This is a genomic window from Mesorhizobium sp. M0960, assembly GCF_040319055.1.
Classification (GTDB): Bacteria; Pseudomonadota; Alphaproteobacteria; order Rhizobiales; family Rhizobiaceae; genus Mesorhizobium.
In genome coordinates this window covers 1-14156 of sequence record NZ_JAMYNN010000010.1, presented here as the reverse complement: position 1 = coordinate 14156, position 14156 = coordinate 1, and the positions used below count along the sequence as shown (strand labels likewise).

Here is a 14156-nt window from a genome sequence, read left to right as displayed (position 1 = left end):
AAAGCTCTAACCTTGTTGAATCAGGCCCTGATGTAGAGACACACGCGGACGGCGTCCACCGCTCCCGCAAACGGCAAACGAAATGGGCGGCCGAAGCCGCCCATTTGAAAAGCCTGAAACGTCGAAAGCTTATTTCTTCATCGCGTTCATGACCGCACCGATGATGCCGGTCAGGATGGCGCCGCCGCCGGCACCGCCAACGATGTTGGGAATGTTCAACGCGCTGCCGGCCCCTGCCGCCGTGGCGGCTGCTGCCGGATCGACCGCCCCACCGCCCAGCAGGCTGCTGAGGATGGCCGCCCCGCCGACGCCGCCAACAGCGCCGCCCAGGATTTTGGGAAGCTGACCCATCGCCGCCGTCTTGATAGCCGCGCCCACCGCCTGACCACCGATGATACCCGTAATCACCTGAATAATGATCGGAAGAAGCGTGTTCATATCCATATTTCCAATCCCTCCATAGCTGCCAGCCTCCCGGGCCGACGCCATCATGAGACGCCGAATTGGACGAAAGTCAAATGCGCAAACGCTTAAATAAAAGGGGCGGCCCGAAAACCGCCCCTACTTGATAAAAAAGCTGTGACTTTCGTTATTCTGCAGCAATCGCGTGGTTGGGTTGAACGGCTGCAGAATAGTCATTCATCAGCGTCTTGGCGATCTCACCGACCTCGAATCGGTACGGGCCGATCTCCGAAACCGGCGTCACCTCGGCCGCTGTCCCGGTGAGGAAGCACTGCTGGAAGCCTTCAAGCTCTTCCGGCATGATGGCGCGCTCGATCACCTCCAAACCGCGGTCCTTGGCAAGGCCGATGACCGTGCGGCGGGTGATGCCGTCGAGGAAGCAATCGGGCTTGGGCGTATGGATCTTGCCGTCCTTGACGAAGAAGATGTTGGCGCCTGTCGCTTCCGCCACCTGGCCACGCCAGTCGAGCATCATGGCGTCGGCATAGCCCTTGGCCTCGGCGGCATGCTTGGACATGGTGCAGATCATGTAGAGGCCGGCCGCCTTCGATTTCGACGGTGCGGTGCGCGGGTCGGGGCGGCGCCATTCGGCCATGTCGAGGCGGATGCCCTTCAGCTTCTGCGCCGGGTCGAAATAACTCGGCCACTGCCAGATGGCGATGGCGCAGTTGATCCGGCTGTTCTGCGCCGAAACGCCCATTTGTTCGCTGCCGCGCCACGCGATCGGCCGGACATAGGCGTCCTGGAAACCTTGCTTCTTCAACAGCGTGCGGCAGGCGTCGTCGATCATGGCGACCGAGTAGGGTATCTTGAAGCCAAGCAGGCGCGCCGACTCATGCAGGCGTTCGGTGTGGTCGGTCAGCTTGAAAATTTCGCCGCCATAGGCGCGCTCGCCCTCGAATACCGCGCTGGCGTAGTGCAGCCCGTGGGTCAAGACGTGGATCTTGGCGGCGGCCCATTTGACGAATTCGCCGTTCATCCAGATAAAGCCGTCCAGTTGGTCGAAGGGAACGGATGCCATGGTAACCTCCCGCGGGCGGCAGCCCGCACATCATTGTGTCGTTGCGTGTTTCGCCTCGGCCGCCGCGGGCGGCCATTGTCTCAAAGCGTAGGCGGATATTTAAGGTCTGGCAAACTCAGGAAGTTCCGGAAAAAAGGGCTTCGTTTGCCTTTTCGTTCGCAATCCGCCGAAAAGCTTGCCAAAAATTACCATCGCGCGGAAAATACGTCAATAGTGCTGACATAATTTCCTGCTTCACACGGAGAAAAGATGACGAGCCACGCAGCCGCAGAGCCGATCAGGACGGCGATCACCGACGAGGATGGCATCGATTTCGCCATCATCGAGTTGTTGTTCTTCGCCTATCGCGACTTTACCTCCGATCCGGACCAGATCCTGGCCGACTACGGTTTTGGCCGTGCTCATCACCGGGTTCTGCATTTTGTCAATCGCCGGCCCGGCCTGACGGTCGCCGAGCTCCTCGACGTGCTCAAGATCACCAAGCAGAGCCTGGCGCGCGTGCTCAAGCAACTGATCGACACCGACCATATCGTGCAATTGCAGGGCCCTCGCGACCGCCGCCAGCGCGAGCTTTATCCGACGGCCAAGGGCCGTGCGCTGGCGCTGGCACTGGCGCGGCCACAGTCGCGCCGCATCCATGCTGCATTGGAGGATTCCGGAGCCACCGAACGCGCCGTTATCGAACGGTTCCTTGAGGCGATGGTCAATCCGGAACTAAGGGCGCAGATCGACATTGTGCCCGCAAAGATGTCAGGGAAAAGCCATGGAGACCATTGAGAGGGTTGATCATCCGACAGCACCGGAAGACGACGCGCCGCATCTGCTGGTGGTCGACGACGACACCCGAATCCGCAATCTTCTGAAACAGTATCTGACCGAAAACGGTTTTCGCGTCACCGTTGCCGGAAATTCCGGCGAGGCGCGGCGCAAGCTCACCGGCCTCGATTTCGATCTGATCGTGCTCGACGTCATGATGCCGGGTGAAAGCGGCGTCGATCTCACCAAGGCGCTGCGGGCGGAAAAAAACGTACCGATCCTGATGCTCACCGCACTGTCCGAAACCGACAGCCGGATCACCGGGCTCGAGGCCGGCGCCGACGACTATCTGCCAAAACCGTTCGACCCGCGCGAGCTGATCCTGCGCATCAACAATATCTTGCGCCGCGGCGGCCCCGCGACGACGCCCAAGGTCGAACAGCTGGTCTTCGGCCCCTATACCTTCCAGATCGCCAGGCGTGAGCTGAAGCGCGGCGGCGAGGCGCTCAAGCTGACGGACCGCGAGCAGGAAATCCTGGCGATCTTCGCTGCGCGTGCCGGCGAAACGATACCGCGGCATGAGCTTGTCGGCGACGAGTCCGAGGTCGGCGAGCGCACGATCGACGTCCAGATCAACCGGCTGCGCCGCAAGATCGAACGCGATCCGTCCAATCCGGTCTGGCTGCAGACCGTGCGCGGTATTGGGTATCGGCTCAGCGTGGAATAGAATGCCGCCGACAGCGGTCCTTTGCTGGGCCGCCGGTGAGCGAAAAGACGAATGGCGACCACGCAACTCGAACGGCCGGAAGATGGCGGCTTGAGCGCCCGCGCGACGCGGGCGCTGAAGGCCGTGCCGCGCGCTTGGAACCGTTTCTGGCGCCTGGTGTCGCTTTACATGCCGAAGCGGCTCTATGCCCGCTCGCTGATCATCGTCATCGCGCCAATGATCATGCTGCAGTCGGTCGTCGCCTTTGTCTTCATGGAGCGCCATTGGCAGACCGTGACGCAGCGCCTGTCGCAGGCCACGGTGCGCGACATCGCCGCCATCATCGACCTGATAGAGACCTATCCGCACGACGCCGACTACGCCAACGTCATCCGCATCGCCCAGGATCGCATGCAGTTGAAGGTCGACCTCCTGCCGCCCGACCCACTGCCGCCACCCGGGCCAAAGCCGTTCTTCTCGATCCTCGACGAGATCCTTTCGTCCGAGATCACCCGCCAGATCAACCGTCCGTTCTGGATCGATACGGTCGGCAATTCCAATATCGTCGAGGTCCGCGTCCAGCTTGAGAACAAGGTGCTGCGCGTCTTCGTGCGCCGCAGCCAAGCCTATGCGTCGAATACCCATATTTTCCTGATCTGGATGGTCGGTACCTCACTGGTGCTGCTGATGATCGCCATTCCCTTCCTGCGCAACCAGATCCGGCCGATTCTGACGCTGGCCGAGGCGGCCGAGAGCTTCGGCAAAGGCCGGCCGATGCCGCGCGATTTTCGCCCGCGCGGTGCCGAAGAAGTCCGCCGCGCCGGCTTTGCCTTCATCCAGATGCGCGAACGCATCGAACGCCAGCTCGAGCAGCGCACCGCCATGCTGAGCGGCGTCAGTCACGATCTGAGGACCATCCTCACCCGCTTCAAGCTGCAATTGGCGCTGGCCGGGACCAAGGCGGCCGACACGCAGGCACTCGACCAGGACATCGACGACATGCAGTCGATGCTGGAAGGCTACCTTGCCTTTGCACGTGGCGAAGCATCGGAAGACGCCGGCCGGTTCGACCTCGAAGCCTTCTTCGACAAGCTTCGCGAGGAAGCCGCGCTGCGCAAGCGCAAGCTGTCGACCGTGCTTGCCGGCGATCCGCACGTCCATGTGCGCCCCAATGCCTTTGCCCGGCTGCTGTCCAACGTCGTCGGCAATGCATTCCGCTATGCCAAGACGGTGGAGATCAATGCCAATCATGGACGCGGTTCGCTGCTCGTCACTATCGACGATGACGGTCCGGGCATTCCGCCCGAAAAGCGGGAGGATGTATTCAAGCCTTTCGTGCGGTTGGACGAGGCCCGCAACCTCGACGCCAGCGGCACCGGCCTTGGCCTTTCCATCGCACGCGACATTGCCCGCAGCCATGGCGGCGACATCGTCCTCGAACGCAGCCCGCTCGGCGGCCTGCGGGCGGTGATCAAGGTTCCGGCTTGACGGGAGCGAGGCCAGCCTTCATCCGCCCGTCATGAAACCATGGTGAAGAGCGCCAATGAAGCGCGCGATCCTGATTGATTCGGCCCTGCGGCCTCATTTCGACCCCGCGCCTGCCCGGGTGCGCTGGTGCGAGGCCAGAGCGGCGGCGTGGTCGCCGTTCAGGCATCGCGGCAAAGCAATCAAGCTCTCCGCCAAGGGACCGCCATGCGCATCCTGATGGTCACCGATGCCTGGCGCCCGCAAGTCAACGGCGTCGTCCACACGCTGGAGCGCCTCTCGGAGACCCTGAAATCCTTCGATGTCGAGACGGACTTCCTGACGCCGAACATCTTTCGCACCTTGCCTCTGCCGACCTATCCCGACATCAGGCTGGCGCTGACGACGCCGCACCGCGTGGCGCAGCTGATCGAGGCACGCAAGGCGGATCACATCCATATCGTCACCGAAGGACCGCTCGGCATTATGGCGCGGCGCTACTGCCGCAACGCCGGCCGTCCGTTCACGACCAGCTATCACACACGTTTTCCGGAATATCTGAGCGCGCGTCTGCCGGTGCCGGAAGCATGGGCCTATCGCTGGCTGCGCGATTTCCATAATTCAGGACAGGGCACGCTGGTCGCCACCCAGTCGCTTGCCGACGATCTTGCGGCACGCGGCTTCACCAAGCTTCGGCCATGGACGCGTGGCGTCGATACCGATCATTTTCGACCGGATAAGAGAAAGGACCTGGGGCTTCCGGGACCGATCTTCCTCTGCGTCGGCCGCGTCGCGATCGAGAAGAACCTGCCGGCCTTCCTCGATCTGGACCTGCCCGGCAGCAGGGTGATTGTCGGCGAAGGGCCGGAATTGGCGAAGCTGAAGGTCAGATATCCCGATGCCCATTTCCTCGGCCATCGCCCGAACGACGAACTGGCCGAGATCTACGCCTCGGCCGACGTCTTTGTCTTCCCCAGCCGCACCGACACATTCGGCAACGTCATTATCGAGGCGCTGGCCAGCGGCACGCCGGTCGCAGCCTATCCCGTCACCGGGCCTATCGATATCGTCGGTGACAGCATCGGCGGCGCGGTCTCGCACGACCTTCGGCAAGCAGCGCTCGCCGCGCTTCTCGTCGACCGCACCGAGGCGCGGCAACGTGCTATGCGCTACAGCTGGAAAGCCTGCGCCGAAATGTTCATGGAAACGGTCGAAGAAGCGCTGGGTACCACGCGTAAACTGGCCGCCTGAGCAAAGCGCAGTTAGAATAACCTGCCGCCGTCCGGCACCTTGTGCTCGATCGCGCCGAGGACGACGGCGCCCTCTTCATCGGGAAAACCGAGCGTCAGCACTTCCGACATGAATGGCCCGATTTGACGCGGCGGGAAATTGACCACCGCGAACACCTGCCGGCCGATCAGGCTTTCAGGTGTATAGTATTTCGTGATCTGGGCCGAGGATTTCTTCACCCCGATCACGGGACCGAAATCGATTTTCAACTTGATCGCCGGCTTGCGCGCCTCGGGAAAAGGCTCGGCCTCGACGATCGTGCCGGCGCGGATGTCGACGCGGTCGAAATCGGCGAAGCTGATCTCGGTTTTTCTCGCGTTGCTCGAACCCATCGACGGTCAGGCGTTTCCGTAGGTTTCGAACAGCACGCCGGCCAGCGCGTCCTTGGCCGAAGTCCCCGACCAGACGACGAACTGGAAGGCCTGAAAATAGCATTCGCAGGCTTCCAGCGCCGACGACAGCAGCACCTCGACCTGCTGGCTCGACGGCTCAACCCCACCGGCCAGCAGCAGCGACTGGCGGAACATGATGGCGCCTTCCTGCTCCCAGAGGTCGAAATGCCCAAACAGCATCTGTTCGTTGATCAGCGAAAGCAGCCGCATCACCTCGAGCGCGCGCGCCTCAGGCACCTTGATGTCGAAAGCGCAGGCCAGGTGCAGCGCCTCGTAGTCCTCCATCCAGGAGAATGAAACGTGGTAGTCGGTCCAGCTTCCGGCGACCGAGATCGAGATCTCGTCATCGCCGGCCCGCTCGAAGGACCAATCGTTGTTGTGCGCCACCTGCTCGATAACATCCACCGGATGGATTTCGCGGGAGAATTCGAGTTCGAGAAGTTCCATGAAATGCTTCCTGTCGTTCTGGGAGCGCCACCACACGCTCCGCGGGAGAGGCACACTCGAACAATTCTGCCTAGAACTCGGACGGCCAGGACTTCGTCAACGCAAAGACCCCGGACCGGACCCCACCGCCCGGCGCATGACCCTGCTCCGAATCATGCAACAAATTCAGTCTATTGATCGGGAGTCGCGTGACCAGCCCAATTTTTCGCACTGCGTCATTCGCATGTGGAAAGGCGCTGTCGGAAAGATCCACGCAGTACCGGTAAGCGATTCACGACAAAGCGCTTTTTGCGATCCGGCTTTGTGGAAAAGTTTAACGAATATTTTTATTATTTTTTTGCACGCGGCTTTGCCGAAGCCGCAGGCGCTGCCTGACCGGTCATTTCGGCAAGCTTGGCCTCGAGCGCTTCGATGCGAGCAGCGAGGCGGGTGTTTTCTTCCCTGGCCTTCGCCGCCATGTCGCGAGCGGCCTCGAATTCCTCGCGCTGCACGACGTCCATGGAGTTGAGTATCCGCTCGGCCTGGCCCCTGAAGGCGGTCTCCACCTCGCGCCGCACGCCTTGCGCGGCACCGGCTGCGTCGGTCATCAGCTTGGCGAATTCATCGAGAATGCGGTTCGGTCCGGTCGCCATGGCAAATCCTCGCTTGGTCGAATTGACGTAGTGGCGCACGATGCGGAATGCAAGCATATGCTCGCCTTGACCCTGCCAAAACCCTGCCGCATGGTCCGCGCCCGAACCTGACCGGAACCGGGAGACCCTGTTGAGCGAATATTTGCTGCCGCTGGCTGCCCTGCCCTTCCCCAACATCGATCCGGTCATCGTCCGGATCGGACCGCTGGCGGTGCATTGGTACGGCGTCGGCTACATCGTCGGCATCCTGTTCGCCTGGTGGTATGCCAAGCGCCTCGTCACCAACCCGAAACTCTGGCCCGACGGCACCCTGCCGATGAAGCCCGTGGATCTCGACGACTTCATCGTCTGGGCGGCCATCGGCGTGGTGCTCGGCGGACGCACCGGCTACGTGTTGTTCTACGACCTGCCGCGTTACATCGCCAATCCGCTCGATGTCGTCGCCGTCTGGCAGGGCGGCATGTCGTTTCATGGCGGCCTGCTCGGCGTCATTCTCGCCATGACGCTGTTTTCCCGGGCGCGTGGCATCCGCACATGGTCGCTGTTCGACGTTGTTGCCGCCGGCGTGCCGGTGGGGCTTGGCCTCGTTCGCCTGGCAAACTTCATCAATTCCGAACTATGGGGCCGACCGACCGACGTTCCATGGGCATTCGAATTCCCCAATGGCGGCCCATTTGCACGCCATCCGAGCCAGATCTACGAGGCGCTGCTCGAAGGGCTGGTGTTGTTCCTTGTCCTGCGCTTTCTCACTCATTCGCGGCTCAAGCTGAAGACGCCGCGCTTCGTCGGCGGCGCCTTCATTGCCGGCTATGGCGCCTCGCGCGTCTTCGTCGAATTCTTCCGCGAGCCCGACCAGCAGCTCGGCTATCTCCTTGGCACGAGCTGGCTCACCATGGGCATGGTGCTGTCGCTGCCGATGGTGCTGGCCGGCATCTGGGCGATGGCTACAGCCAAGCCGGTGACAAAACCGCAGCCCGCATGACGCCGCTGAAGACACGCATCGCCGAGCTGATCGGTGCGGTGGGACCGATCCCCATCAGCGAATACATGGCGCTCTGCCTGTTCGATCCGCAGGACGGCTATTATACGACACGCGAGCCGTTCGGCGCCGCCGGCGACTTCGTAACCGCGCCGGAGATCAGCCAGATGTTTGGCGAGCTGGTCGCCGTCTGGCTCTACCAGGCATGGCTGGCGATCGGCCGGCCGACGCCGGTCGCCATCGCCGAAATAGGCCCCGGCCGCGGCACGCTGATGAGAGATATGCTGCGCACGCTTTCGCGGCTCGATCCGACGCTTACCGCCAGCGCATCATTCGCCTTGATCGAGACCAGTCCGCGGTTGACCGAGGTCCAGAAACGGACGCTTGCCGGGACGTCGGCCACCATCGCCTGGAATGAAACCATCGACACACTACCGCAGGGGCAGCTTCTGATTGTTGGCAACGAGCTGTTTGATGCGGTGCCTATTCGCCAGTTCGTCCGCGCCGGAGCCGGCTGGCGCGAACGGATGATCGGTCTCGACGATGCGAACCAGCTTCGCTTTTTCGTCGGCGCCGGCTCGCTCGACCCGATGCTGCTGCCGGAGGATGCCGAGAATGCGCCGCAAGGTGCGATCGTCGAGGTGGCGCCAGCCCGCGCCGCCCTGATGGCGGCCATCGCCGGGCGACTTGCCGGATTTGGCGGCGCCGGCCTGTTTCTCGACTACGGTCACCTCCAGCCCGGCATCGGCGACACCTTGCAGGCCTTGCGCAAGCACGGTCATGAGGACGTGCTGGCGAATCCGGGGGAGGCCGACCTCACCGCCCATGTCGATTTCGCTGCCCTCGCTGCAACCGTTCGGGCACACAGCCTCGATGCCCACCTCTCCACGCAAGGTGAATTCCTGCTCAAGATGGGGCTTCTCGAACGAGCTGGCCGGCTCGGCGCCAATGCCGATGAGGCAGCTCGTGAAAAGATCGCGGCCGACGTCGAGCGCCTCGCCGGTCAGCAGGCCATGGGCGAGCTCTTCAAGGTGCTTGCCATCCTTCCTCCCGGCATTGCCGTTCCGCCGTTCGCAAGCGCGGATTGACTTTTCGCTGTCGCCTCTACCACTCTCCCCTCTCCGGCTGCGCCCGACATCAACTGCACTCGCCTTCAACTGCGCCCGCCTTCAACTCGCCTACCTTCAACTTGCCTACCTTCAACTCGCCGCCTTCAACGCGCTTGACGAAATCGCCCATACGGACAACAAAGCCGCCATGCTGAATCAGACCAAACCGGATCCCGTTCGGTCGCCCTTGCTGGAAACGGCGCAAGGCATCCGCCACGGCTACTTCACACGCGTCGGCGGCATTTCCAGCGGCATCTACCGGGGCCTCAACATCGGCACCGGATCGAGCGACGACCAGACGCTGGTGCGCGAGAATCGCCGCCGCGTCGCCGAATGGATGGGCGTGGCGGCAAGCCATCTGCTGACTGCTCATCAGGTTCATTCGCCGGACGTCGTCATCGCCAGGGAACCTTTTGCCGGCGAGCGTCCCAAGGCCGACGCCATCGTCACCGACCGGCCGGGCATTGCCATCGGGGCCTCGACCGCCGATTGCGGACCGGTCCTCTTCGCTGACGCCGAGGCGTGCATTATCGGAGCCGCCCATGCCGGCTGGAAAGGCGCTTTCACGGGAGTGCTGGAAAACACCATCGCGGCAATGGAAAGCCTCGGCGCCCGGCGTGACCGCATCGTCGCAGTGCTCGGTCCTTCCATCGGCCCACAGAATTACGAAGTCGGACCGGAATTCGTCGCGCGCTTCGTCGACGCCGATGCCGGTAATGCCCGCTATTTCGCGCCCTCCGCAAATGCCGGACACGCGATGTTCGATCTCAACCGCTACACGGTCGACCGGCTGACCAAGGCTGGCGTCAATGCCGAAGGGCTCGGCCGCTGCACCTATGCCGAGGAAGAGCTTTTCTACTCCTATCGGCGCAGCACGCATCGCAACGAGCCCGACTACGGACGGCAGGTTTCGGCAATCGTTTTGGAGACTGACTGATGGCGCTGCATTTCGAACGCTCGGAATTCGACGCGCGGCGCGATCGACTGATGATCGAGATCGCCGAAAAGAAGCTCGACGCCGTCCTGCTGTTTGCGCAGGAAAGCATGTATTGGCTAACCGGCTACGACACGTTCGGCTTCTGCTTTTTCCAGTGCCTGGTGGTCAAGGCCGACGGCTCGATGGTACTGCTGACGCGTTCGGCCGATTTGCGCCAGGCACGCCACACCTCGATCATCGACAACATCGTTTTGTGGACGGATCGCAACGGCGCCAATCCGGCGGTCGACCTGCGCAATTTGCTCAACGAGCTTGACCTGCTCGGCGCCCGCATCGGCGTCGAATACGACACCCACGGCCTGACGGCATATAATGGCCGGCGCCTCGACGAGCAGTTGCAGACCTTCGGGCAGATCGCAGATGCCTCTGGCATTGTCAGCCGGCTGCGGCTGTTCAAGAGCCCGGCCGAAATCGCCAAGGCGGAAAAAGCCGCAAATCTGGCCGACGACGCGCTGGACGCAGCACTGCCGCTGATCAAGCAGGGCGGCGATGAGGCGCTGATCCTCGCCGCCATGCAAGGCGCGATCTTTGCCGGCGGCGGCGATTATCCGGCCAACGAGTTCATCATCGGCTCGGGCGTCGACGCCCTGCTCTGCCGCTACAAGGCCGGTCGCCGCAAGCTCACCAAGAACGACCAGCTGACACTCGAATGGGCCGGTGTCTTCCATCACTACCATGCGGCAATGATGCGCACGGTGTTGACCGGCAAGGTATCGAAACGCCACCAGGAATTGTTCGATGCCGCCCGCGCCGCGCTACTTGCAGTCGAGAAGGCGATGACACCTGGTAATACGTTCGGCGACGTGTTCGACGCCCATGCCCGCACGCTCGAAGCCCACAATTTGACCAAGCACCGGCTCAATGCCTGCGGTTATTCGCTCGGCGCCCGCTTCACCCCGTCCTGGATGGATATGCCGATGTTCTATCAGGGTAATCCCGAACCGATTGCGCCGAACATGACGCTGTTCGCCCATATGATCATCATGGACTCCGAAACCGAAACGGCGATGACCCTTGGCCGCACCTACCTGACGACCGAATCCCAGCCGAAGCCGCTGTCCCGCCATGATCTCGACTTGATCGTGCAGTGAATCCATAATGGAAAAAGTGTGAGGGGCGTTCGTCGCCAAGGAGTTTTCAGGCTAATGAGACGATCGCATGTGACGACCGTGTCATTGCTCGCGGCGCTGGCGCTGGCGGCTTGCACCAATGCGAAGGACGTTCTCGAACCCTCGGCCATCGCCCCGCAATCGACCCAATCCCTGCCCGGAGCCGGCGGCGCCGCAACGCCCCCCTCAACTGTGGCGCCGTCTTCCGGCACCGCGCCAACTGCAGATACAGCGCAGCCTCCGGCGGCAGCAGCCGTGCCGCCCGCCAAAAGCGCCGCTGCCATTGCGCGAACCCGGCTGCAGGTGGCGCCGATCGTCGGCGCCTCGGTAGAAGCCGCGACACCGCTGACCGCCGAGCTTCAGACACGCGCCAGGCAGCGTGGCATCACCTTGGCCGGCAGCACCGACCAGACCCCAACGCACGTGCTCAAGGGCTATTTCTCGACCATGACGGAAGGCAAGGACACCACCGTCATCTATGTCTGGGACATCTATGACCCGGCCGGCAACCGGCTGCATCGCATCAACGGCCAGCAGAAGGCGCCCTCCGTCGGTGGCGGCGAAGGCTGGGCGGCGGTCGCGCCGGCGACCATGCAGGCGATTGCCGACCAGACAATCGACCAGTTCGCCACCTGGCTTGGCGGCGGCGCCGGCTGACCTGGAGCATGATTCCGAAAAGTGGAATCCGGTTTTCGGAAAAGAGCATGCTCAGACTGAAAGATAGAAGCTATCCCGATTCTGTCGGCATCGAAGTGGACCTATCGCCGCATCGTCAAGCCGTAAGCGATTATTGAGATTAGCCGGCGGATTCCCATTCACGACGCTTGCAATACCGGCGCGGGCCGCTAAAAGCCCGACTAAGAGGCTGGAGTGCTATCGGAGTCTCTCAATCCTTCGCCAGGAACGGTGCATGAAGCTCTTCGCGGGCAATTCCAACAGGGTGCTGGCCGAATCAGTCGCCCGCTACCTCAACATTCCGCTGGGCAAGGCCAGCGTCAGGCGCTTCGCTGACCAGGAAATCTTCGTCGAGATCCAGGAGAACGTGCGAGGCGAGGACGTCTTCATCCTGCAGTCCACCTCGTTCCCAACCAACGATCATCTGATGGAACTGCTCATCATGATCGACGCCTTCATGCGCTCCTCGGCCAAGCGTATCACTGCGGTTATTCCTTATTTCGGCTATGCCAGGCAGGACCGCCGCGCCTCCGGCCGCACACCGATCTCGGCCAAGCTGGTAGCCAACATGATCACGCGGGCGGGCGTCAACCGGGTGCTGACGCTGGATCTGCATGCCGGGCAAATTCAGGGCTTCTTCGACATCCCGACCGACAATCTGTTTTCCGTGCCGGTGATGGCGCGTGACGTGAAGGCGAAATACAAGCAGCTCGCCAATGTCATGGTGGTGTCGCCGGATGTCGGCGGCGTGGTCCGCGCCCGTGCCCTCGCCAAGCGCATCGATGCCCAGTTGGCCATCGTCGACAAGCGTCGCGAGCGCCCCGGCGAATCGGAAGTCATGAACGTCATCGGTGACGTGCGCGGCAAGGATTGCCTGTTGATCGACGACATCATTGATTCGGGCGGCACGCTATGCAATGCGGCCGATGCGCTGCTTGCCGACGGCGCCACCAGTGTCACCGCCTATACTACCCATGGCGTTTTGTCCGGCGGCGCCATCGCCCGCATCGGCGCCTCGAAACTGCAGGAACTGGTCATCACCGATTCCATCCAGCCGACCCAGGCAGTGCTGGACGCCGCCAATATCCGCGTCATCTCCATCGCCGAACTGATGGGTGAGGCGATCTCCCGCACGGCAACCGAGGAATCGGTGTCGAGCCTGTTCGATTAATACATGTCGCGCAAAAGTGAGCAGCGGTTTTGCGACAACGACATGCATAAAACAAGAACCTAAAGTATCCGTTTTGATCAAGGGGTTTTAGGGGCCCATTTTCGCTGCGCCTTGAGGAGAGCGTTTGCGAGGATGATGAGCTTTCGCATCAATGCGGTGATGGCGACCTTTTGCGGGTTTTCCTGCCGCCTTTAGCGCCTGGTATTTTGCCTTGAGGTCGGGGTTGAAGCGCATGGCGACGAGGGCCGGCATGTAGAGGGCCTGGCGAACATTGGCCCGGCCGCCGCGAATGAAGGCGCGGCCGGTCCATGTGCCCGATTGACGGGCGACCGGAGCGAGGCCGGCGAGGCTTGCGGCCTGTGGCGGCTCGAGGGTTCCGAGTTCCGGCATGTCAATGATGAGTGCGCATGCGGTGGCATCCGAGACGCCGGGTATGCTGGTCAGGATGTCGAGGCGCTGGGCAAGGTCGGGATCGGCTTTGAGGAGCGTAAGGATCGTCTGATCGACATCGCCGAGCTGACGTTGGATCTGCTTCAGCGCTCGTTGTTGTGGCGCCTGAGCAAGGCAAGGGTCAGGGTTTTGGCTCTGTTGCTGGCTGCGGTGCGATCCTTGATCAGAGCCGCACGGGCCAGGTGCAGGTCCTTGAGTTCATTGAGCAGTGCGCTGCCAAGCGGCCGCGCCGTCAAAGCCAGCACTGCCCCCATGCGCGCCAGCATGGCGGCGTCGCATCGGTCGGTCTTGGCCAGCTTGCCGGTCGCCTCCGCGAAGCGGCGCGCCTGGCGCGGATTGACTTTGACCAGCAGCAATCCGGCCTCGGCGAGGCGGCACTCAAACCCGCGATGGTAAGCTCCGGTCGGCTCGGGAACTGTCAGGAATTCTGTGCGCGAGGCCGGTTTCGTCATTGGCTGACGAACCTTTCGCCGAAGACGACGGCGAACTGGGTCTT

17 protein-coding genes are annotated in these 14156 nt (G+C 62.4%); 10 read left to right on the top strand and 7 right to left on the bottom strand.

Annotated features, from left to right (window positions below):
• Positions 1-129: 129 nt before the first annotated feature.
• Positions 130-444 carry a hypothetical protein gene (locus tag NKH63_RS18555; protein WP_023719180.1) on the bottom strand — a complete coding sequence of 105 codons (315 nt, stop codon included), beginning with the start codon at positions 442-444 and terminating at the stop codon, positions 130-132.
• Between the two features lie 145 nt (positions 445-589).
• A complete protein-coding gene (locus NKH63_RS18550) occupies positions 590-1483 on the bottom strand; it encodes a branched-chain amino acid aminotransferase (protein WP_352483089.1) in 894 nt (297 codons plus the stop codon).
• Between the two features lie 249 nt (positions 1484-1732).
• On the opposite strand from NKH63_RS18550, the gene NKH63_RS18545 reads away from it, so the two are divergent.
• The 4 genes from NKH63_RS18545 to NKH63_RS18530 all read left to right on the top strand — a co-directional run bounded on the left by NKH63_RS18545 (position 1733) and on the right by NKH63_RS18530 (position 5660).
• A complete protein-coding gene (locus tag NKH63_RS18545) occupies positions 1733-2260 on the top strand; it encodes a MarR family winged helix-turn-helix transcriptional regulator (protein ID WP_352483087.1) in 528 nt (175 codons plus the stop codon).
• Entirely contained in the window at positions 2247-2966 is a 720-nt protein-coding gene (locus NKH63_RS18540) for a response regulator (RefSeq protein WP_023719183.1), read from the top strand. Before NKH63_RS18545 ends, NKH63_RS18540 begins: the two co-directional genes overlap by 14 nt.
• Before the next feature lie 51 nt (positions 2967-3017).
• Entirely contained in the window at positions 3018-4433 is a 1416-nt protein-coding gene (locus NKH63_RS18535) for an ATP-binding protein (RefSeq protein WP_023719184.1), read from the top strand.
• A 204-nt stretch (positions 4434-4637) separates the two neighbouring features.
• Positions 4638-5660: a glycosyltransferase family 4 protein gene (locus NKH63_RS18530; RefSeq protein WP_352483085.1), complete on the top strand. Its 1023-nt coding sequence runs from the start codon at positions 4638-4640 to the stop codon at positions 5658-5660.
• An 11-nt stretch (positions 5661-5671) separates the two neighbouring features.
• On the opposite strand, the gene NKH63_RS18525 is transcribed toward NKH63_RS18530, so the two are convergent.
• The 3 genes from NKH63_RS18525 to NKH63_RS18515 all read right to left on the bottom strand — a co-directional run bounded on the left by NKH63_RS18525 (position 5672) and on the right by NKH63_RS18515 (position 7170).
• Positions 5672-6031 (bottom strand): tRNA-binding protein, encoded by a 360-nt coding sequence (locus NKH63_RS18525; RefSeq protein WP_352483084.1) that lies wholly within the window; start codon positions 6029-6031, stop codon positions 5672-5674.
• A gap of 6 nt (positions 6032-6037) precedes the next feature.
• Positions 6038-6538, bottom strand: coding sequence for a type III secretion system chaperone family protein (locus NKH63_RS18520; RefSeq protein ID WP_023678420.1), 501 nt, complete (start codon positions 6536-6538; stop codon positions 6038-6040).
• A gap of 329 nt (positions 6539-6867) precedes the next feature.
• On the bottom strand, positions 6868-7170 hold the full coding sequence (locus NKH63_RS18515; protein ID WP_023719187.1) for an accessory factor UbiK family protein: 303 nt from the start codon (positions 7168-7170) through the stop codon (positions 6868-6870).
• 130 nt (positions 7171-7300) lie between these two features.
• Here NKH63_RS18515 and lgt point away from each other — a divergent pair, with 130 nt between their 5' ends.
• The 6 genes from lgt to NKH63_RS18485 all read left to right on the top strand — a co-directional run bounded on the left by lgt (position 7301) and on the right by NKH63_RS18485 (position 13210).
• Positions 7301-8152 (top strand): prolipoprotein diacylglyceryl transferase, encoded by an 852-nt coding sequence (gene lgt, locus NKH63_RS18510; protein ID WP_352483082.1) that lies wholly within the window; start codon positions 7301-7303, stop codon positions 8150-8152.
• Complete coding sequence (locus NKH63_RS18505) at positions 8149-9237, top strand: class I SAM-dependent methyltransferase (RefSeq protein ID WP_023719189.1); 1089 nt, start codon at positions 8149-8151, stop codon at positions 9235-9237. Before lgt ends, NKH63_RS18505 begins: the two co-directional genes overlap by 4 nt.
• A 169-nt stretch (positions 9238-9406) precedes the next feature.
• The gene (gene pgeF, locus NKH63_RS18500; protein WP_023719190.1) at positions 9407-10195 is read left to right on the top strand and encodes a peptidoglycan editing factor PgeF; all 789 of its coding nucleotides are present in this window, start codon (positions 9407-9409) and stop codon (positions 10193-10195) included.
• Positions 10195-11346, top strand: coding sequence for a M24 family metallopeptidase (locus NKH63_RS18495; RefSeq protein WP_023678425.1), 1152 nt, complete (start codon positions 10195-10197; stop codon positions 11344-11346). The genes pgeF and NKH63_RS18495 overlap by 1 nt, the downstream gene beginning before the upstream one ends.
• A gap of 54 nt (positions 11347-11400) precedes the next feature.
• Positions 11401-12021 (top strand): hypothetical protein, encoded by a 621-nt coding sequence (locus tag NKH63_RS18490; protein ID WP_352483081.1) that lies wholly within the window; start codon positions 11401-11403, stop codon positions 12019-12021.
• Positions 12022-12274: 253 nt separating this feature from the next.
• Positions 12275-13210 (top strand): ribose-phosphate pyrophosphokinase, encoded by a 936-nt coding sequence (locus NKH63_RS18485; RefSeq protein WP_023678427.1) that lies wholly within the window; start codon positions 12275-12277, stop codon positions 13208-13210.
• A gap of 87 nt (positions 13211-13297) precedes the next feature.
• Here NKH63_RS18485 and NKH63_RS31355 read toward each other — a convergent pair whose 3' ends face one another.
• The gene (locus tag NKH63_RS31355; protein WP_352483079.1) at positions 13298-13600 is read right to left on the bottom strand and encodes a transposase; all 303 of its coding nucleotides are present in this window, start codon (positions 13598-13600) and stop codon (positions 13298-13300) included.
• A 143-nt stretch (positions 13601-13743) separates the two neighbouring features.
• Positions 13744-14112, bottom strand: coding sequence for an IS110 family transposase (locus NKH63_RS18470; protein WP_352483078.1), 369 nt, complete (start codon positions 14110-14112; stop codon positions 13744-13746).
• Positions 14113-14156: the final 44 nt, after the last annotated feature.